Origin of the sequence: Enterobacter cloacae complex sp. ECC445, from assembly GCF_021892025.1 — a bacterium.
GTDB classification, from domain to species: domain Bacteria; phylum Pseudomonadota; class Gammaproteobacteria; order Enterobacterales; family Enterobacteriaceae; genus Enterobacter; species Enterobacter chengduensis.
Genome location: NZ_JAKLRZ010000020.1, coordinates 1 through 17,935 on the forward strand (window position 1 = coordinate 1; position 17,935 = coordinate 17,935).

Here is a 17,935-nt window from a genome sequence, read left to right on the forward strand (position 1 = left end):
AGCAGCTCTTCGTCATCAACCATGTCGCATTTGTTCAGGAACACGATGATGAAAGGAACGCCTACCTGACGACCCAGCAGGATGTGCTCACGAGTCTGAGGCATTGGGCCGTCAGTCGCAGCAACAACCAGGATCGCGCCGTCCATCTGCGCAGCACCGGTGATCATGTTTTTAACATAGTCGGCGTGGCCTGGGCAGTCTACGTGTGCGTAGTGGCGAGTCGGGGTGTCGTATTCAACGTGGGAAGTGTTGATGGTGATACCACGAGCTTTTTCTTCTGGTGCGTTATCGATCTGGTCGAATGCACGAGCAGAACCACCGTAGGTTTTAGCCAGAACGGTAGTGATTGCAGCAGTCAGGGTAGTTTTACCATGGTCAACGTGGCCGATAGTACCAACGTTGACGTGCGGTTTTGTACGTTCAAATTTTTCTTTAGACACGGCTATATTCCTTACTATAGTGCTCTCCCCTTTGGAGAGAGCACGGGACTTAGGTTTTAATCCTGTGGATTACTTACCACGGGCTTCAATAACGGCCTGAGCAACGTTGTTAGGCGCATCATCATACTTCAGGAATTCCATGGTGTATGATGCACGACCTTTGGTCAGAGAACGCAGCTGAGTTGCATATCCGAACATTTCAGACAGCGGAACTTCAGCGTGGATCTTAACGCCAGTTACTTCGGATTCCTGACCACGCAGCATACCGCGACGACGGCTCAAGTCACCGATAACGTCACCGGTGTTCTCTTCAGGAGTTTCTACTTCAACCTTCATGATTGGCTCAAGCAGAACTGGTTTTGCTTTCTTAAAGCCTTCTTTAAAGGCAATAGACGCAGCCAGTTTAAACGCCAGTTCAGAGGAGTCAACGTCGTGGTAAGAACCGAAGTGCAGACGAACACCCATATCAACAACTGGATAGCCAGCCAGAGGGCCCGCTTTCAGCTGTTCCTGGATGCCTTTATCAACGGCTGGGATGTATTCGCCAGGAATTACACCACCTTTGATGTCGTTGATGAACTCGTAACCTTTCGGGTTAGAGCCCGGCTCCAGTGGGTACATGTCGATCACAACGTGACCGTACTGACCGCGACCACCAGACTGCTTAGCGTGTTTACCTTCAATGTCGGTAACTTTCGCGCGAATCGCTTCGCGGTAAGCAACCTGAGGTTTACCCACGTTAGCTTCAACGTTGAATTCACGCTTCATACGGTCAACGATGATGTCCAGGTGCAGTTCACCCATACCAGCGATGATGGTCTGGTTAGATTCTTCATCAGTCCACACGCGGAATGATGGGTCTTCTTTCGCCAGACGGCCCAGAGCCAGACCCATTTTTTCCTGGTCAGCTTTGGTTTTTGGTTCAACCGCGATGGAGATTACCGGCTCTGGGAATTCCATACGCTCCAGAATGATCGGGTGATCCGGGTCACACAGGGTGTCACCCGTGGTCACGTCTTTCAGACCGATAGCTGCAGCGATGTCGCCCGCACGAACTTCTTTGATCTCTTCACGTTTGTTAGCGTGCATCTGTACGATACGGCCAAAACGCTCACGCGCCGCTTTCACGGAGTTCAGGATGGTGTCACCGGAGTTAACCACACCAGAGTAAACGCGGAAGAAGGTCAGGTTACCCACGAATGGGTCGGTAGCAATTTTGAACGCCAGTGCAGAGAATGGCTCTTCGTCGCTTGCGTGACGCTCAGCCGGGGTATCTTTACCGTCGTCCAGGATGCCGTTGATCGCAGGAACGTCAACCGGGGATGGCAGGTAGTCAACTACCGCATCCAGCATCGCCTGAACACCTTTGTTCTTGAACGCAGAACCACAGGTTACCAGGATGATTTCGTTGTTCAGAACGCGCTGACGCAGAGCTTTTTTGATCTCTTCTTCAGTCAGTTCTTCACCACCCAGGTATTTCTCCATCAGCTCTTCAGAAGCTTCAGCAGCGGATTCGATCAGGTTCTGGTGCCATTCGTCAGCCAGGTCCTGCATTGCAGCTGGGATATCTTCGTATTCGAAGGTAACGCCCTGGTCTGCATCGTTCCAGTTGATGGCTTTCATTTTCACCAGGTCGATAACGCCGGTGAAGCCTTCTTCAGCACCAATTGCCAGCTGCAGCGGAACAGGGTTCGCGCCCAGACGGGTTTTGATCTGACCAACAACTTTCAGGAAGTTAGCACCCATACGGTCCATTTTGTTAACGAACGCGATGCGTGGAACTTTATATTTGTTCGCCTGACGCCATACGGTTTCAGACTGTGGCTGAACACCACCAACTGCGCAATAAACCATTACCGCGCCGTCAAGAACACGCATGGAACGTTCTACTTCGATGGTGAAGTCAACGTGCCCTGGGGTGTCGATGATGTTTACGCGATGCGGTTCGTACTGCTTAGCCATACCTGACCAGAATGCAGTAGTCGCTGCGGAGGTGATAGTGATACCACGCTCCTGCTCCTGTTCCATCCAGTCCATGGTGGCTGCGCCGTCATGAACTTCACCGATTTTGTGGTTTACACCGGTGTAGAACAGAATACGTTCGGTAGTAGTGGTTTTACCGGCGTCGATGTGCGCACTGATACCGATGTTACGGTAGCGTGCGATGGGTGTTGTACGAGCCATTTGATTCCTCGTTTATATCTTTAGGCGTTCAGTTAAGTTACCCAGAGCGGGCGGCTTCTCTGAAGCGCCCGCCTGGTGACTAAGACTCCGAAGGGATTACCAACGGTAGTGTGCGAACGCCTTGTTGGCTTCTGCCATACGGTGAACGTCTTCACGTTTCTTAACTGCAGTACCTTTGTTGTCTGCAGCATCAGAAAGTTCGTTCGCCAGACGCAGAGCCATGGATTTATCACCGCGTTTACGAGCAGCTTCAACGATCCAACGCATTGCCAGAGCATTACGACGAACCGGACGAACTTCAACTGGAACCTGATAAGTAGAACCACCAACGCGGCGGGACTTAACTTCTACGGTTGGGCGAACGTTGTCGAGAGCGACTTCGAAAGCTTCCAGTTCATTTTTACCAGAACGCTGAGCCAGGGTCTCAAGCGCGCTGTATACGATTGCTTCTGCAGTAGATTTTTTACCATCTACCATCAGGATATTTACAAATTTTGCCAGCAGTTCTGATCCGAATTTCGGATCTGGAAGGATTTTACGCTGACCAATGACGCGACGACGTGGCATGGGAATACTCCGTTGTTAATTCAGGATTGTCCAAAACTCAAAGAGTTTAGTGTGACATTAAGATAAATCAGTTTGGCCTTACTTAACGGAGAACCATTAAGCCTTAGGACGCTTCACGCCGTACTTGGAGCGAGCCTGCTTACGGTCTTTAACACCTGAGCAGTCGAGCGCACCACGAACGGTGTGGTAACGAACACCCGGAAGGTCTTTAACACGACCGCCACGGATCAGGATCACGGAGTGCTCCTGCAGGTTGTGACCTTCACCACCGATGTAGGAAGTCACTTCGAAACCGTTAGTCAAACGCACACGGCATACTTTACGCAGTGCGGAGTTTGGTTTTTTAGGAGTGGTGGTATATACACGAGTACATACGCCACGTTTCTGCGGGCAGGCTTCCAGCGCAGGCACGTTGCTTTTCGCAACTTTGCGTGCACGTGGTTTGCGTACCAGCTGGTTAACTGTTGCCATTAAATAGCTCCTGGTTTTAGCTTTTGCTTCGTAAACACGTAATAAAACGACCTCATACAATATGAGGACGCGAAATTTTAGGGCTACGTCGAAAAGGTGTCAAGAAATATACAGCGATCTCAAATCACCAGTTCATTTGACTGGCATGCGTCACAGTAAGATTGACGAAATCAGTATAGCCAACCACGTCAACTTTGGCTGAAATTTGACCAGAAAGACCCCGCGCATCCAGATCGTCTTTCAGCGCAGAGACTGTTATGGGGGCATTCGTGAGAATTTCAACGAAACGGCTGCCTTCCAGCGCGGCAAGCACACCGTCCTGAATAAGCAGCACATGGTCACCTTCGCGCAGCATGCTCAGCAGCGTGTCGGTATCACATTGCCACGGTGAATGGCTCAGAGTGTGGAGCATGGCAGCCTCAGAAAGTCAGAACGGTATCGTAGTGGGAAAGCTGTTCGCGCAATGCAGCAGAAGACAGGACCGTCGCATCCAGCACGAAAGGCGTCTTCTCATTCAGACCGCGAGCGGCCAGGGAGTCGGCGCAGAGATAGAACGTGTCGATATCGTAAAGCGGTAAGACCTTGAACGTCGCGATGTAATCACGTGCCAGGATGGCCTGCGGCTGCTGGCCCGCAAGAAGCTGAAACACCCCGTCGCCCAAAAAGAAGACGCCGATATCTTCGGTCAGCGCGGACGTCGCGAGTAACGCATCCAGCCCCTCTCGGCCTGAAGCGCTGCCGTGCGGCGCAGAGGTAAATACAAATGCCACGCGCTTCATCAGAATTGCACCACTCTGTCGCAGGTTAATGCCGCCTGCGCCAGTGCCCCCAGACCACTCAACGAAAAACCAGGCTGCAGGTTAGAACCCGATAAACCAAGGCGCTCGGCTTCGGTAGCATCGGTCACACCGCGGCGCAGTGCTGCCGCAACGCAGATGTGCAGTTCTACGCCCTGTTTTTCGTTTAATGCCTGCCAGGCGCGCACCAGATCAAACTCGTCGCTCGCCGGGGACGTAAACTGATTCGCGTTATACACCCCTTCCCGATAGAAGAAGACGCTTGCCAGCTCATGCCCGGCCGCCACTAGCGCATGCGCAAACTGCAGCGCGCTGCTGGCCTGCTGAGTCCCGTACGCCGGGCCCGTCACCATTAACGCAAAACGCATTACTTGTCTTGCCCCAGGAAATCACCGCTTTTGAACTGGCGAATGTAGAGGTAGACCGTGTGCTTGGAGATGTTCAGACGATCGGCCACCTGGTTGATGGCGTCTTTAATATCAAAAATCCCTTTTTCATAGAGATTGAGCACGATCTGGCGATTCTTGGCGTTGTTCGAGACGTTGCGATCGGCATTCACCTCTTCAATCGTAAACTCAAGCGTCTGCGTCACCAGATCTTCAACGGAGGAGGCAAAGTTAACGGAGGAGCCCACATCCGGCGTTTCTGGAGGAATAAAGGTGCTCATGATTTGCGAGAATGGCACATCAAGATTCATATTGATGCACAGCAGCCCAATCACACGATGCTCGCGGTTTCGAATCGCAATGGTTTCTGACTTCATCAGCACGCCGCTTTTGGCGCGGGTGAAATAGCATTTGGAGACGCTGCTGTCCGCGCCGGTCATGTCATGCAACATACGCAATGCAAGGTCGGTAATAGGCGAACCAATTTTACGGCCAGTATGCTCACCATTCGCAATACGGATGGCGGAGCACTTCAGATCTTGCAGGGAGTGCAATACGATTTCGCAGTGGGAGCCAATGAGCATCGCTAACCCGTCCACTACCGCTTCGTAGGATTTCAGAATATCGAAGTCGGTCTGATCGAAAGGACGTTGATCCAGCAAATCAAGTTCACTGGTTTCGTTGGTTAAAAGCGACCTGGACATGAAAAAAACACTCCTTTTCAGGAGCCTGTCGTTAGGTTTTCAGGGCAGGCTCATTATCTACACGGACAACTAAATTAATACAGCGTGCCTAACGCTTTCCAGTGTTAATTATATCTGCCCCACAATAAAAAACCGCCGCCTTAAAGGCGGCGGTTTTTTTTCAGCATTACTTCTTAGCAGCAGCGGCTTTATCGTCAGCCGGTGCGTCTGCTTTGGCATCCGCTTTCGGTGCCGGTTTGATGTCCAGCAGCTCTACGTCGAAGACCAGCGTAGAGTTAGCAGGGATCCCCGGAACGCCGGTTTTGCCATAGGCCAGATCCGGTGGGATAACCATCTTGATCTTGCCGCCTTTCTTGATGTTTTTCAGGCCTTCGGTCCAGCCTGGGATCACACCGTCAAGACGGAAGGAGAGCGGCTCACCGCGGGTGTAAGAGTTGTCGAACTCTTTACCGTCGATCAGCGTACCCTTGTAGTTCACCACAACGGTGTCGCTGTCTTTAGGCGCATCGCCGGTGCCTTCTTTCTCAACTTTGTACACCAGGCCAGTAGAAGAGGTTTTCACACCCTTCTCTTTAGCAAAGGTATCGCGGAAGGCTTTGCCCTTCGCTTCGTTGTCTTTCGCGTCCGCGTCCATCTTGGTCTGCGCGGCACCCTTCACGCGCGCTTCGAACGCCTGCAGAGTCTGTTCAATTTCCTGGTCAGACAGCTTGCTCTTATCTGCAAATGCGTCCTGAACGCCGGCGATCAGCTGAGCTTTATCCAGTTTGATGCCCAGCTTCTCTTGTTCTTTCAGAGAGTTTTCCATGTAACGGCCCAGAGATGCGCCCAGTGCGTAGGCGGATTTCTGGTCGTCATTTTTGAACGCCGCTTTGCTGTCTGCAGTGGCAGCAGGCTTCGCAGCAGTATCAGCAGCGAATGACAGCGGCGCGTTCAGCGCAACAGCCATCGTCGTCGCCAGCAGCGTTACTTTAAACAGTGATTTCATCCATATCTCCAGGGCCTGGGGACTCTCACCCCAGCGTTAAACGTAAATGAGTGACGTACTATAAAACGTTGCAGAAGAAATCTACAGACAGACACGTCCAATTCTCGCCACTTTTCAGACTATTTTTGTTTAAATAAGTTTCTTGTCAGGGGATGCGAACTGTACTTAGGGATAAACTCGGTTAAACTGCGCCGCCGCTGGGCCATTTTGGCGAATCTGAAATAAACGAGGTGAATGATGAAGGATACAGCAATAGAAGCGAGACTGGCTGAACTGGAAAGCCGCCTGGCTTTTCAGGACATCACCATCGAAGAGCTAAACCAGACCGTGACCGCCCATGAGCTCGAAATGGCAAAATTGCGGGACCATATGCGCCTGCTGACGGAAAAGCTGAAAGCTACACAGCCGTCAAACATTGCCTCTCAGTCAGAAGAGACGCCCCCCCCTCATTATTGAGGCGTAAAAAAAGCGGGAGTTCCCCGCTTTTTTTTGTGCCCGGTGGCGCGAAGCTTACCGGGCCTACCTACCCATGGCAGGTATTAGTGACAGCCGCAGCCGCCGTTACCGCAACCGCCTTTACCGTGGTCGTGACCATGGTCGTGGCCGTGACCACCGCAGCAGCCGTCATGACCGTGATCGTGGTCATGGTCGTGACCGTGCGCACCGTGAACGTGGCCATGAGCCAGCTCTTCTTCGGTCGCTTCACGGATCGCAACAACTTCTACGTTGAACTTCAGGTTCTGACCGGCCAGCATGTGGTTGCCGTCAACCACAACGTGGTCGTCTTCCACTTCGGTGATCTCAACAGGAACCGGGCCCTGGTCAGTTTCAGCCAGGAAGCGCATGCCAACCTGCAGTTCGTCAACGCCCATGAACACGTCTTTAGGAACGCGCTGAACCAGGTTGTCGTCATATTGACCGTAAGCGTCGTTCGCGCCCACAGCAACGTCAAATTTGTCGCCAACTTCATGACCTTCCAGCGCAGTTTCCAGGCCGGAAATCAGGGAGCCGTGACCATGCAGGTAGTCAAGCGGCGCACTCACCGGAGACTCATCAACCAACACACCGTCTTCTGTACGTACCTGATAGGCCAGGCTGACCACCAGGTCTTTTGCTACTTTCATGATATCTCCTGAGCGTGGGAAAATTGCTGGCGCAGATTGTAGCGGAAATCTGCACCCGTGTACCCTTTAGCTTAAAAAAACTCAGGGCATATCGCTAGTCCGGATGAAAAATGCCGATCACTTGCTCTTCTTTGCGAACGTGATCGCGAGCCTCTTTGTCGGCCTCACGCATCTGGTGACCGCACTTAACACACTCAACAACATCAATATTATTTTCCCGCCACATCGCCAGCGTATCTTGCGCCTGGCAGGACGGGCACTTTGCACCCGCGATAAAGCGTTTACGTACAGCCATCTTTCGTTACCCTTTATTCAAATTCATCCCAGCCGTCAAGCTGGCGTCGTTCCTGTTGCATCTCGCGCTGGAAGATCTCCTCCAGCTCGCGACGCGCTTCCCGCACGCGGGAGATCTGCGCCGTATCGGAATGGACCGGCATCAGCTCGCGCAGCATGCGCATATCCAGCCGACGGAAGTGCATCTGTGCGCGCTGCGCCTGATGCGGATGCATGCCCAGCGAGATCAGCGCTTTACGCCCCAGCTCCAGGGCACTGGAGAACGTCTCGCGGGAGAAGTGTTTCACACCCGCCTGCAGCAATTCGTGAGCTTCAACACGTCCCCGGGCACGCGCCAGAATATGCAGATGCGGGAAATGCTGCTGGCACAGATCCACCAGCTTCATCGTGTCTTCCGGATCGTTACAGGTAATCACGATGGAGTCGGCCGCTTCAGCCCCCGCCGAGCGAAGCAGCTCAAGCTGAGTGGCATCGCCGTAATACACTTTATAGCCATATTTACGCATCAGGTTTACAGCGCTAATGTCCCTTTCCAGCACCGTAATGCGCATTTTGTTGGCCATCAGCAGGCGACCAATCACCTGCCCGAAACGGCCAAAGCCCACTACAATCACCTGCGGCTTATCGTCTTCCACCCACGGAGCTTCATCTTCATCGTCCGTCGGATTCAGGCGCCGTGAAAGCAGCTTGTCCACCAGCTTCATCAGCAGCGGCGTGGTCATCATCGACAGCGTGACCGTCACCAGCAAAAGCGCCATCTGATCGTCTTTAAACAGCTTCTGGGAGGAGGCGGTAGAGAACAGCACAAACGCGAACTCGCCCCCCTGGCTTAACACGCTGGCAAACTGCATGCGTTCCGAACTGCGCAAGCCGTAAATGCGCGCCATAACGTAAAGCACCAGCATTTTCACCGCCACCAGGATGGCGACGCTCACCACCACCCACAGCAGATGGGTATAGAGCACGCCAAGGTTAAGCGCCATTCCCACCGAAATAAAGAACAGGCCTAACAGCAGCCCCTTGAAGGGATCGATGGCAATTTCCAGCTCGTGCCGATACTCACTCTCCGCCAGCAGCACCCCGGCGATAAAGGTCCCGAGCGCCATCGACAGCCCCAGCGCATCCATAAACAGTGCCGATCCCAGCACCAGCAGCAGCGTCGCGGCGGTAAACACCTCGCGTACGCCCGATGCGGCAATAAAGCGAAACACCGGACGTAACAGGAAACGTCCGCCAATCAGCATGCCCGCAAAGGCCAGCACCTTCATGGCGATTTTCGCCCAGTCGAAGTGGTCGTCGCCGGAGCCCGCCAGCAGCGGCACCAGCGCCAGCGCCGGGATCACCGCCAAATCCTGGAACAGCAGCACCGAAAAGCCCAGCTGACCGGCCTCGTTGCGGTTCATCCCCTTGTCGCGCATGAGCTGCAAGGCCATTGCCGTTGACGACATCGCCAGGCCTATCCCGCCAATTACCGCCGCCTGCCATGAAAAGTGGGTCAGCATTAACAGGCCGCCCAGGATCGCGGCGCTGAACACCACCTGGGCGGCGCCCACGCCAAAGATAGAGCGTCGGAGCTGCCACAATTTAGAGGGGTTCAGCTCCAGGCCGATGATGAACATCAGGAACACCACGCCCAGCTCGGAGAAATGGAGGATCTCATCCACATCGCTGATGAATCCCAGTCCCCAGGGGCCAATGGCGATCCCCGCCAGCAGATACCCCAGCACCGCCCCGATGCCAATGCGGGCAGCGAGCGGTACCGCGACGACGGCCGCAAATAAAAACAGCACCCCGGCGAGGAGCAAATTCGATCCTTCCATTAACGACCTCCTGCCGGAATGGGTGACGCCAGCCATTCACCGTAGGCTCTGGCGTGGCTTGCCAGCTCTTTTGGATCCTGGCGTCGGGCCCAGTAGACGATAATCGGGCTCATCCAGTGCATGCGGCACATCGCCGCCGTCAGCTCGAAAGGCCGCAGAATGTCGCTCATCGGATAACGGTTCAGCCCGTCGTGACGGTAAGCGCTTTCGGGTTCACCGGTCGTAATCACGCTACGCCAGTACTTTCCCGCCAGCTGGTTGCCCCCCACCCCGCTGGAGAAGCCCCGGCTCAGCACGCGGTCCAGCCACTCTTTAAGCAGCGCCGGACAGCTGTAGGTATAAAGCGGATGCTGGAAAACAATCACGTCATGCTGACGCAGCAGCTCCTGCTCGTAAGGGATATCAATAAAGAAATCAGGATAGTGCGCGTAGAGATCGTGCACCGTGACGTTACTGAGCTGTGTGGCCGGCTTAAGCAGCACCCGGTTTGCCACCGAGTCCTGAGATTCCGGATGGGCATACAGCAGCAGCACTTTTGCTGTCTGAGACATCATTCCCCTCCCGGTCTTGTTTCTGTTTTTGTGTATCGTCGCTGTTTTGGGCTACCATGGCGGCCCGGTGCGGAAAATGGCCCACACCTTACATTATCATAATGACAAATTAACATAGTCGGAACATACGGCGCTTCTATGATTGTTTTCTCCTCGTTACAAATTCGTCGCGGCGTGCGCGTCCTGCTGGATAACGCCACTGCTACCATCAACCCGGGCCAAAAGGTGGGTCTGGTCGGCAAAAACGGCTGCGGTAAATCCACGCTGCTGGCGCTGCTGAAAAACGAGATTAGCGCGGATGGCGGTAACTTCACCTTCCCCGGGAACTGGCAGCTCGCCTGGGTGAACCAGGAGACGCCAGCCCTGAGCGAACCGGCTCTCGACTATGTTATCGACGGCGACCGCGAGTACCGTAAGCTTGAGGCGGAACTCAACGCCGCTAACGAGCGCAACGACGGTCACGCCATCGCCACCGTTCACGGCAAGCTGGACGCCATCGACGCGTGGACCATTCGCTCCCGCGCCTCCAGCCTGCTGCACGGCCTGGGCTTCAGCAATGAACAGCTGGAACGCCCGGTCAGCGACTTCTCCGGCGGCTGGCGTATGCGCCTCAACCTGGCGCAGGCGCTGATCTGCCGCTCTGACCTGCTGCTGCTCGATGAACCGACTAACCACCTCGATCTCGATGCGGTTATTTGGCTGGAGAAGTGGCTTAAGAGCTATCAGGGCACTCTGATTCTGATCTCCCACGACCGGGACTTCCTCGACCCGGTGGTGGATAAAATCATTCATATCGAACAGCAAACGATGTTCGAGTACACCGGCAACTACAGCTCCTTCGAGCGCCAGCGCGCGACGCGTCTTGCCCAGCAGCAGTCCATGTACGAAAGCCAGCAGCAGCGCGTGGCGCACCTGCAGAGCTTTGTGGATCGCTTCAAGGCTAAGGCGTCAAAAGCCAAGCAGGCCCAGAGCCGCATCAAGATGCTGGAGCGCATGGAGATGATCGCCCCGGCGCACGTCGACAACCCGTTCCACTTCAGCTTCCGCGCGCCGGAAAGCCTGCCGAACCCGCTGCTGAAAATGGAGAAGGTGAGCGCGGGTTATAACGACCGCATCATTCTCGACTCCATCAAGCTCAACCTGGTGCCGGGTTCACGTATTGGCCTGCTGGGGCGCAACGGTGCCGGTAAATCGACGCTGATCAAGCTGCTGGCGGGCGAGCTTAACCCGGTCAAGGGTGAAATCGGCCTGGCGAAGGGCATCAAGCTGGGCTACTTCGCCCAGCATCAGCTGGAATTTTTACGCGCGGATGAATCCCCGATTCAGCACCTCGCGCGCCTGGCGCCGCAGGAGATGGAGCAGAAGCTGCGCGACTATCTCGGCGGCTTCGGCTTCCAGGGCGATAAGGTCACCGAAAACACCGAGCGTTTCTCCGGCGGCGAAAAAGCCCGCCTGGTGCTGGCGCTGATCGTCTGGCAGCGCCCGAACCTGCTGCTGCTCGATGAACCGACCAACCACCTGGATCTCGACATGCGTCAGGCGCTGACCGAAGCGCTGATCGAGTTCGAAGGCGCGCTGGTGGTGGTGTCGCACGATCGTCACCTGATCCGCTCCACCACGGACGATCTCTACCTGGTACACGACGGCAAAGTCGAACCGTTCGACGGCGATCTGGAAGACTACCAGCAGTGGCTGACGGACGTGCAGAAGCAGGAGAACCAGCCGGAGGAGTCGGCAAAAGATAACGCCAACAGCGCGCAGGCGCGTAAGGACCAGAAGCGCCGGGAAGCGGAGCTGCGCACCCAGACGCAGCCGCTGCGTAAGGAGATTGCCCGTCTCGAAAAAGAGATGGAAAAGCTTAACGCCACGCTTGCGGCCGTAGAAGAGAAGCTCGGCGACAGCGGTCTGTATGACCAGAGCCGTAAAGCGGAACTGACGGACTGCCTGCAAACCCAGGCGAAGACCAAATCGAGCCTTGAAGAGTGTGAGATGTCATGGCTCGACGCGCAGGAACAGCTGGAAGCGATGCTGCAGGCCGACTAACACGCCGGGAGAGCTATGAGTTTCGATATCACGAGCGAGATTACGTTCCGCAAGCTCAGCATCTTCATGACGTTTATGGAGAAGGGGAATATCGCGCGTACCGCCGAAACGCTGGGCCTGAGCGGCGTCAGCGTGCACCGCGCGCTGCACACCCTGGAAGAGAACGTGCGCTGTCCGCTCTTTACCCACAAGGGGCGAAACCTGATTGCCCTGCCTTCCGCCTGGACCCTGCTGGAGTATTGCCAGGAGGTGATGCAGGTAATGGAGCGCGGGCTTGATGAAGCGCGCAAAATTGCCGGCATCGGCCAGGGGCGACTGCGCGTCGGTACGCTCTACTCGCTCACCCTGGAAACCGTCCCGCGCCTGATTATGGGCATGAAGCTGCGTCGCCCGGATCTGGAAATGGATCTGACGATGGGTTCTAACGAAACGTTACTCCACATGCTGGATGACGGGTCGCTGGACGCCATATTGATCTCCATCTCCGAAAGCGATATCGACCGCAACACCCTTGAGGTTCTCCCCCTTTTCCACGACGACATTTTCCTTGCCGCCCCGGCTTCCGCCACGCTGAACACCAGCGGGCCTGCGGATCTGCGGGACTACAAGGATCAGAAGTTTGTCTCGCTGGCGGAAGGGTTTGCAACTTACGCGGGCTTTCAGGACGCGTTTCATATCGCCGGGTTCGAGCCGGAGATCGTCACGCGCGTGAACGACATTTTCTCGATGCTGAGCCTGGTGCAGGCGGGCGTTGGCTTTACGCTGATGCCGGGCAGGATGAAGAAGGTGTATGAAAATTCGGTGCAGCTGTTGAAGCTGGCGGAGCCGTACCAGATGCAGCAGCTGATTGCGATTGTCTTCGCCCGCAATCGCGAGCAGGATCCAAGCCTGCGCGCGCTCGCCGCCGAAGGGCGGATGTATGCGCGCAGCTTGCAGGATAGTGCGTGATGCCTTGCCGGGTGGCGCTGCGCTTACCCGGCCTACAAAACTACAATTCGGGAGTAGGCCGGGTAAGGCGAAGCCGCCACCCGGCAAAAAACTCACGCACGAAGCCGACGCGCCAGATGCACCGCCACATCCACGCCGCTGCGCTCCAGTGAAATCGTCTCCCCTTCCCACGCCGCCTGTCGCGTCAGGCAGGTCAGCACGCCGCCGGGCGGCATTTCGATCGCCAGCCGGGCCTCACGTTCGTTCGCTGAAATCATCGCCTCCTGCCAGCGCACCGTTCGCGCCATATTCATCGCCAGATCGTCGGCAATTTTTTCCGGCTGCCAGAGCACCCGTCCGGTGCTGCCGCTCAGATACGCGCAGCGCGGGCGTGAAAGCGTGACCGATTCAAACGCCGACGCCAGCCTCTGCGCCGGATCCGCCAGCAGTGCGCAGTGGGACGGTACGCTGACCGCCAGCCGCCTGGCCTTGCTCGCCCCTTTTGCCAGCGCGCGTGCCGCCACCTGCGCCATCCCGTCATCGCTTCCCGCAATCACGATCTGCGTTTCGGCATTCAGGTTGGCAATGTACGTTCCCGTGCCGTCGATGAGCGTTTCCACCTGCGGCAACGTCAGGCCCATAATCGCCGTCAGGCCATAGCCGTGCGGATACGCCTGCTCCATGAGATCGCCGCGCAACGCAACCAGCTTCAGCGCGTCGGTAAAGTCCAGCGCGCCCGCGATGACCGCCGCAGGATAAGCGCCGATTGAAAGCCCGCTCACAATGTCCGGCGTCACGCCGCGCCGTTCGAGCTCGCGCGCCCAGGCTACGCCAGAAATCAGCAGACACAGCTGAACCGCGCGGGTGTGAGCGAGTGAGGCCGCACTATCCAGCGTATCGACTTCGCTGCCCAGCACCTCTCGCGCCTCTGCCAGCGTCGTTCCCGGCAGGTTTTGCAGCATGCCTTCGTGCTGCGTGCCCTGCCCCGGAAAGGTAAACAGTATTTTCATCACTCCTCCCTGCGCCACGGATCGGCCACCAGGCGCGGTCCGCGGCTCGTTTTCAGCAGCGTTTTGCCGTCGCGCAGCCACTCCGCCAGCGCAAATCCCCCTTCAGGGGTATCCACCTGGGTATCCGCCCGGCACAATGCGCGGCCAAGCTGCGACTGCCATGCGGTAAATGCGTCAGGGGAAATCGGCCGCGGGGCGCGGATCAGCAGGTCGAGATCGCTGTCGGCGTGAATGACCGGAATGCCGGTCGCCAGCGCGTAGCCGGTGCTGCCGGTAATGCCCCACGCCCACGGCCACGCCTGCTGAGAAAGCTGAAGCGCCACCTGAACCGGTGGCTGGGTAACAAACGGCGAACGCAGCAGGTCCGCCGTTACGCTCAGTGATTCGGGTGACACCACGCGCAGCACGTTTTCCGGCTTCACCCATCCGGCCGCACGCTGGTCGCGACGCAGTCCGCGCACGCCAACGGGAATACGGCCTTCACTGTCAACATCACGCCGCACCACCACCGGCAGGCCGGTATGCCAGGCCGCCTCCACCCAGGATTCGGTGATGCCTTCCAGCGTATCGCGCGCGGTAAGCCAGATGAGGTCGTGCGGGCGTAATGTTGTGGTCATGATTACATTCCTGAAGTCAGCGAGATAAACAGCGGCAGCGACAGGATACACAGTACGGAGCTTAACAGCAGCACGGCTTCAGCATCCGGCGACTGCACGCCAAAGCGGTTACCGAACACCACGCCGAAGAAGCCCGCAGAAAGTGCAATCATCAGGATAGCGGTGATCGCCACGGAGCCATGCAGGCCGAAGATCAGCACAATGCCCCAGGCAATCGCTGGCTGAATCAGCAGCTTGGCGATGGTTGACGTAATCATCATGGTGTTGATCTGCAGCTTACGGGCAGAGAGGATCACCCCGGTCAGGAACAGCGCGGCAGCGGTGGCGGACAGCCCCAGCGGTTTAATCGCCGCAAGAACCAGTTCCGGCATTTTGATCCCGATGGCGGACAGAATCACACCCAGCAGCGGGCCCATCACGATCGGTTTTTTAATCGAACGCCACATCAGCACCGGCAGCATGGAGAGCGTAGAGCCAGAGCTATTCCCTTCGCCACGCGCTTTTTCACGTTCAAGAATGAGCAGGCAGAACGGGGTCATCAGCACCGAACCGCAGGCGATGGAGACCGCAACCGACAGTGATGTCGATGAACCTTCACCCAGCACGCTGCCCAGAATCGGCAGGCCAAGCGCCGCATAGTTTGGCAGGGCGACGGTCAGCGTCAGCACGGCCGCATCCTGCGGGGATTTTTTAAAGACATTGGTCGCGAGGAAGTAGATGACCGCATAGGTGATCCACATCGCCAGGGTCAGCACCAGAATCAGCGGCGACTGGGCCACGATGCCGGTCCACGGCGTTTGCACGGTGGCGCTGAACAGCGCGGCGGGCAGAGCGAAATCCATCACGAAGATATTCAGCAGGGAAACGTTTTTGTTATCGACCATCTTTGCCTTACCGGCCCAGAAACCCAGCAGCATGATGACGAAAATCGGTGCAAGAGCATGAACAATTACGTAAGTCATAAATCACCTGTAGTAAAAAAAGTTTTAGCACTGGCGCGATGATTATTATTTTTCAGGATGCAGGCCCCCGCGCGGGCGCGGCGAACGCGCCCACGGGGTTATGCATCTGGCAGGTCTCTTTTTTACTTACCAGCTGGCCCGCATGCGTTCGCGTACGAGCGCCGAGCTGCGGCGGTTGTCAGCACCCAGACGATTGTTCAACGTGGTGTCCTGACGAGCGTCACTGATGGCCTGTTGCAGGGTGGTTTTCACCTGCGCCAGATCGTTATCGGATGGAGCATCCGGGTTGCTGATGTCCAGCAGGTTTGAAAGCAGCCCCAGGGTGGCGTAGTTGCTGATGTCATACGCCATAGGCGGAATGGTGGCCGCCAGTTTTTCCAGCGCGTCGACGGTACGCAGCGTAATGCGCGCCGCAGACTCTTTGCCCATCGCGTGGATCAGCACGCCTTTGTCGTTGAAGGCAATCAGGCGGTTGGCCTGGTAGCCGTGCGCCAGAAACGCGCCGGACATCGCCTTGCCGACGATAAGCCCAATCACCGGGTGACCGGCCAGGCGTGCATTCGCATACGCAGCTGCCGCACCGGCCAGCGCCTGATGAATACCAAACGCCTCTTCGCGTCGGCCATAGGCCTGGCTGGGGACGTCGATCACCGCCACAATCGGGCGCTTCACGGACTTACTGGCATCCTCGGCCACGGTTTCGCTCACCACTTTCGCCAGGGTCCAGCCTTCCAGCAGACCGACTTCCCCTTTCGCCGCGCGCGGGAAGTGGTTGTTGGCGTCCGGCACCACGGCGACAAAGCGCACCGCTTCGCCGTTCAGCTCGCCGTCTGCCGCCTGCACGGACGGGCACAGTCCTGCCACACGTTTGGCGTTTGGGGCGAGGGTTTCCAGCCAGCGTTCGCCACGGCTTTTTGAATTACTCATCATTTCACCTCCCGGGCAAAAAGCGCGTTAATCTGTTCGGCATCGGCCTGCTTGCGGGTGTCGAAATTCGTCAGACGGGTCAGGTAATCGTCGTAGTTATCGGTGCGGTGTTTCGCGGGGACGCCTTTGGCAATCGCATCGTTCATCGCCGCTTTCACCGCGTGCACGCCGTCACCCACCAGGGCATCCACCAGCCCGCTTTGATAGCGCACTTCGCCCCCGGTCATGCTCCAGATAAACGGACGGTCGCGGGAGTCGTACTCCTCAATGCCCGCCTCCTGCTCGATAACCTGCGGGCCGTTGAGGCCGAGGCGCGCTTCGCGGGTGACAATCAGGTAGCTGCACAGCGCTGCCGCAATGGACATCCCGCCGAAGCAGCCCACGGTTCCGGCCACAATCCCGATGACGGGCGTGTAGCGACGCAGGTCCACAATCGCCGCGTGGATATCGGCAATCGCCGCCAGGCCGAGGTTTGCTTCCTGCAGGCGCACGCCGCCGGTTTCAAGACACAGCACTGCCTGAGTCGGAATGCCGTTGCGGTTATCCTCCGCCGCCAGCTCCAGCGCCGCCGCCATTTTGGCACCGGACACTTCGCCCATGCTGCCGCCCTGGAACGCGCCTTCAATCGCCACGACAACGGCTGGCTGACCGTTGATGGTGCCTTTTGCTACCACCATCCCGTCGTCCGCCTGCGGCACAATCCCCTGCGGCCCAAGCCACGGCGAGATAATGCCTTCAAACGGGTCCAGCAGTTCGCGGTAGCTGCCTGCGTCGAGCAGGGCCTGCGCGCGCTGCCGCGCTTTCAGTTCGATAAAGCTGCTGTCATCACGCATGGCTCACCCCCTCAAAAACCTGTTCGATACGAATGCGGGCCACGCCCGGCGTCGCGCCGAAATCATGAATGGTCAGTTTTCCCGCCGGCAGGCTGCTGACGGTTTGCAGGCGGTTGAACAGCGCCTCCCAGCGCCCCCGGCTGTTGTCGACGGAGGTGGTGATATCAATGGTTAACGTCTGTCCCGGTTCGGCGGTGAAGAGCACCTCCATATCCCCGGAGCCGACGACGCCTGCCAGCGACCTGCCGCTTAACGCGCGGCTGGCTGGCACGGTCAATGTGATTTTTTCCACA

General features: G+C 56.9%; 22 protein-coding genes. 3 read left to right on the plus strand and 19 right to left on the minus strand.

All coding sequences use genetic code 11. From position 1 onward, the window contains the following. From L6R44_RS15345 to fkpA, 9 genes are all read right to left on the minus strand, one after another. Positions 1-440 (minus strand): GTP-binding protein (locus L6R44_RS15345; protein ID WP_237424682.1); only part of this gene is annotated, 440 nt, incomplete at its 3' end. Between the two features lie 69 nt (positions 441-509). Further along, entirely contained in the window at positions 510-2,624 is a 2,115-nt protein-coding gene (gene fusA, locus L6R44_RS15350; protein ID WP_008503004.1) for an elongation factor G, read from the minus strand. A 96-nt stretch (positions 2,625-2,720) separates the two neighbouring features. Then, positions 2,721-3,191 carry a 30S ribosomal protein S7 gene (rpsG, locus tag L6R44_RS15355; protein ID WP_004106370.1) on the minus strand — a complete coding sequence of 157 codons (471 nt, stop codon included), beginning with the start codon at positions 3,189-3,191 and terminating at the stop codon, positions 2,721-2,723. A gap of 96 nt (positions 3,192-3,287) precedes the next feature. Further along, the gene (gene rpsL / locus L6R44_RS15360) at positions 3,288-3,662 is read right to left on the minus strand and encodes a 30S ribosomal protein S12 (RefSeq protein WP_000246815.1); all 375 of its coding nucleotides are present in this window, start codon (positions 3,660-3,662) and stop codon (positions 3,288-3,290) included. Positions 3,663-3,786: 124 nt separating this feature from the next. After that, positions 3,787-4,074, minus strand: a complete 288-nt coding sequence (gene tusB, locus L6R44_RS15365) for a sulfurtransferase complex subunit TusB (protein ID WP_032644533.1) — start codon at positions 4,072-4,074, stop codon at positions 3,787-3,789. A 7-nt stretch (positions 4,075-4,081) separates the two neighbouring features. After that, positions 4,082-4,441, minus strand: coding sequence for a sulfurtransferase complex subunit TusC (gene tusC, locus L6R44_RS15370; RefSeq protein WP_237424683.1), 360 nt, complete (start codon positions 4,439-4,441; stop codon positions 4,082-4,084). Next, on the minus strand, positions 4,441-4,827 hold the full coding sequence (gene tusD / locus L6R44_RS15375) for a sulfurtransferase complex subunit TusD (protein ID WP_032644535.1): 387 nt from the start codon (positions 4,825-4,827) through the stop codon (positions 4,441-4,443). The genes tusC and tusD overlap by 1 nt, the downstream gene beginning before the upstream one ends. Further along, the gene (locus L6R44_RS15380) at positions 4,827-5,549 is read right to left on the minus strand and encodes a helix-turn-helix transcriptional regulator (RefSeq protein ID WP_003861697.1); all 723 of its coding nucleotides are present in this window, start codon (positions 5,547-5,549) and stop codon (positions 4,827-4,829) included. Before L6R44_RS15380 ends, tusD begins: the two co-directional genes overlap by 1 nt. A gap of 166 nt (positions 5,550-5,715) precedes the next feature. Beyond that, positions 5,716-6,534 carry an FKBP-type peptidyl-prolyl cis-trans isomerase gene (fkpA, locus tag L6R44_RS15385; RefSeq protein WP_032644536.1) on the minus strand — a complete coding sequence of 273 codons (819 nt, stop codon included), beginning with the start codon at positions 6,532-6,534 and terminating at the stop codon, positions 5,716-5,718. Between the two features lie 237 nt (positions 6,535-6,771). Between fkpA and L6R44_RS15390 the strand changes: the two genes are divergently transcribed. Further along, positions 6,772-6,990, plus strand: a complete 219-nt coding sequence (locus L6R44_RS15390; RefSeq protein WP_032644537.1) for a protein SlyX — start codon at positions 6,772-6,774, stop codon at positions 6,988-6,990. A gap of 83 nt (positions 6,991-7,073) precedes the next feature. Here L6R44_RS15390 and slyD read toward each other — a convergent pair whose 3' ends face one another. The 4 genes from slyD to kefG form a co-directional block, all read right to left on the minus strand. Continuing rightward, positions 7,074-7,658 (minus strand): peptidylprolyl isomerase, encoded by a 585-nt coding sequence (gene slyD / locus L6R44_RS15395; RefSeq protein ID WP_023331458.1) that lies wholly within the window; start codon positions 7,656-7,658, stop codon positions 7,074-7,076. Between the two features lie 94 nt (positions 7,659-7,752). Beyond that, positions 7,753-7,953, minus strand: coding sequence for a YheV family putative zinc ribbon protein (locus tag L6R44_RS15400; RefSeq protein WP_013099038.1), 201 nt, complete (start codon positions 7,951-7,953; stop codon positions 7,753-7,755). 13 nt (positions 7,954-7,966) lie between these two features. Further along, on the minus strand, positions 7,967-9,772 hold the full coding sequence (kefB, locus tag L6R44_RS15405) for a glutathione-regulated potassium-efflux system protein KefB (RefSeq protein ID WP_237424684.1): 1,806 nt from the start codon (positions 9,770-9,772) through the stop codon (positions 7,967-7,969). Further along, positions 9,772-10,323, minus strand: a complete 552-nt coding sequence (gene kefG / locus L6R44_RS15410; RefSeq protein WP_014885493.1) for a glutathione-regulated potassium-efflux system ancillary protein KefG — start codon at positions 10,321-10,323, stop codon at positions 9,772-9,774. The genes kefB and kefG overlap by 1 nt, the downstream gene beginning before the upstream one ends. A 138-nt stretch (positions 10,324-10,461) precedes the next feature. Between kefG and L6R44_RS15415 the strand changes: the two genes are divergently transcribed. Together L6R44_RS15415 and L6R44_RS15420 are read left to right on the plus strand one after the other, a co-directional pair. Then, positions 10,462-12,366: an ABC transporter ATP-binding protein gene (locus tag L6R44_RS15415; RefSeq protein ID WP_237424685.1), complete on the plus strand. Its 1,905-nt coding sequence runs from the start codon at positions 10,462-10,464 to the stop codon at positions 12,364-12,366. Between the two features lie 15 nt (positions 12,367-12,381). Next, positions 12,382-13,314 carry a LysR substrate-binding domain-containing protein gene (locus L6R44_RS15420; RefSeq protein WP_237424686.1) on the plus strand — a complete coding sequence of 311 codons (933 nt, stop codon included), beginning with the start codon at positions 12,382-12,384 and terminating at the stop codon, positions 13,312-13,314. 92 nt (positions 13,315-13,406) lie between these two features. Here L6R44_RS15420 and mdcH read toward each other — a convergent pair whose 3' ends face one another. From mdcH to mdcC, 6 genes are all read right to left on the minus strand, one after another. Beyond that, complete coding sequence (mdcH, locus tag L6R44_RS15425; protein ID WP_237424687.1) at positions 13,407-14,303, minus strand: malonate decarboxylase subunit epsilon; 897 nt, start codon at positions 14,301-14,303, stop codon at positions 13,407-13,409. Beyond that, positions 14,303-14,920, minus strand: coding sequence for a malonate decarboxylase holo-ACP synthase (locus L6R44_RS15430; protein ID WP_237424688.1), 618 nt, complete (start codon positions 14,918-14,920; stop codon positions 14,303-14,305). The genes mdcH and L6R44_RS15430 overlap by 1 nt, the downstream gene beginning before the upstream one ends. Positions 14,921-14,922: 2 nt before the next feature. Continuing rightward, positions 14,923-15,882, minus strand: a complete 960-nt coding sequence (locus L6R44_RS15435) for an AEC family transporter (protein ID WP_237424689.1) — start codon at positions 15,880-15,882, stop codon at positions 14,923-14,925. Between the two features lie 126 nt (positions 15,883-16,008). Then, the gene (gene mdcE / locus L6R44_RS15440) at positions 16,009-16,809 is read right to left on the minus strand and encodes a biotin-independent malonate decarboxylase subunit gamma (RefSeq protein WP_237424753.1); all 801 of its coding nucleotides are present in this window, start codon (positions 16,807-16,809) and stop codon (positions 16,009-16,011) included. After that, a complete protein-coding gene (locus L6R44_RS15445; protein ID WP_237424690.1) occupies positions 16,809-17,642 on the minus strand; it encodes a biotin-independent malonate decarboxylase subunit beta in 834 nt (277 codons plus the stop codon). Before L6R44_RS15445 ends, mdcE begins: the two co-directional genes overlap by 1 nt. After that, positions 17,635-17,934: a malonate decarboxylase acyl carrier protein gene (gene mdcC, locus L6R44_RS15450; RefSeq protein ID WP_237424691.1), complete on the minus strand. Its 300-nt coding sequence runs from the start codon at positions 17,932-17,934 to the stop codon at positions 17,635-17,637. The genes L6R44_RS15445 and mdcC overlap by 8 nt, the downstream gene beginning before the upstream one ends. Position 17,935: the final 1 nt, after the last annotated feature.

Excerpts from the sequence above, each read along its gene's own strand:
- mdcH (WP_237424687.1), bottom strand. The coding sequence starts at position 14,303 with ATGAAAATACTGTTTACCTTTCCGGGGCAGGGCACGCAGCACGAAGGC.
- L6R44_RS15380 (WP_003861697.1), bottom strand. The coding sequence starts at position 5,549 with ATGTCCAGGTCGCTTTTAACCAACGAAACCAGTGAACTTGATTTGCTG.
- mdcE (WP_237424753.1), bottom strand. The coding sequence starts at position 16,809 with ATGAGTAATTCAAAAAGCCGTGGCGAACGCTGGCTGGAAACCCTCGCC.
- L6R44_RS15420 (WP_237424686.1), top strand. The coding sequence starts at position 12,382 with ATGAGTTTCGATATCACGAGCGAGATTACGTTCCGCAAGCTCAGCATC.
- rpsG (WP_004106370.1), bottom strand. The coding sequence starts at position 3,191 with ATGCCACGTCGTCGCGTCATTGGTCAGCGTAAAATCCTTCCAGATCCG.
- tusD (WP_032644535.1), bottom strand. The coding sequence starts at position 4,827 with ATGCGTTTTGCGTTAATGGTGACGGGCCCGGCGTACGGGACTCAGCAG.
- fkpA (WP_032644536.1), bottom strand. The coding sequence starts at position 6,534 with ATGAAATCACTGTTTAAAGTAACGCTGCTGGCGACGACGATGGCTGTT.
- fusA (WP_008503004.1), bottom strand. The coding sequence starts at position 2,624 with ATGGCTCGTACAACACCCATCGCACGCTACCGTAACATCGGTATCAGT.
- slyD (WP_023331458.1), bottom strand. The coding sequence starts at position 7,658 with ATGAAAGTAGCAAAAGACCTGGTGGTCAGCCTGGCCTATCAGGTACGT.
- tusC (WP_237424683.1), bottom strand. The coding sequence starts at position 4,441 with ATGAAGCGCGTGGCATTTGTATTTACCTCTGCGCCGCACGGCAGCGCT.
- L6R44_RS15400 (WP_013099038.1), bottom strand. The coding sequence starts at position 7,953 with ATGGCTGTACGTAAACGCTTTATCGCGGGTGCAAAGTGCCCGTCCTGC.
- rpsL (WP_000246815.1), bottom strand. The coding sequence starts at position 3,662 with ATGGCAACAGTTAACCAGCTGGTACGCAAACCACGTGCACGCAAAGTT.
- L6R44_RS15445 (WP_237424690.1), bottom strand. The coding sequence starts at position 17,642 with ATGCGTGATGACAGCAGCTTTATCGAACTGAAAGCGCGGCAGCGCGCG.
- kefG (WP_014885493.1), bottom strand. The coding sequence starts at position 10,323 with ATGTCTCAGACAGCAAAAGTGCTGCTGCTGTATGCCCATCCGGAATCT.
- L6R44_RS15415 (WP_237424685.1), top strand. The coding sequence starts at position 10,462 with ATGATTGTTTTCTCCTCGTTACAAATTCGTCGCGGCGTGCGCGTCCTG.
- L6R44_RS15390 (WP_032644537.1), top strand. The coding sequence starts at position 6,772 with ATGAAGGATACAGCAATAGAAGCGAGACTGGCTGAACTGGAAAGCCGC.
- L6R44_RS15430 (WP_237424688.1), bottom strand. The coding sequence starts at position 14,920 with ATGACCACAACATTACGCCCGCACGACCTCATCTGGCTTACCGCGCGC.
- kefB (WP_237424684.1), bottom strand. The coding sequence starts at position 9,772 with ATGGAAGGATCGAATTTGCTCCTCGCCGGGGTGCTGTTTTTATTTGCG.
- L6R44_RS15435 (WP_237424689.1), bottom strand. The coding sequence starts at position 15,882 with ATGACTTACGTAATTGTTCATGCTCTTGCACCGATTTTCGTCATCATG.
- tusB (WP_032644533.1), bottom strand. The coding sequence starts at position 4,074 with ATGCTCCACACTCTGAGCCATTCACCGTGGCAATGTGATACCGACACG.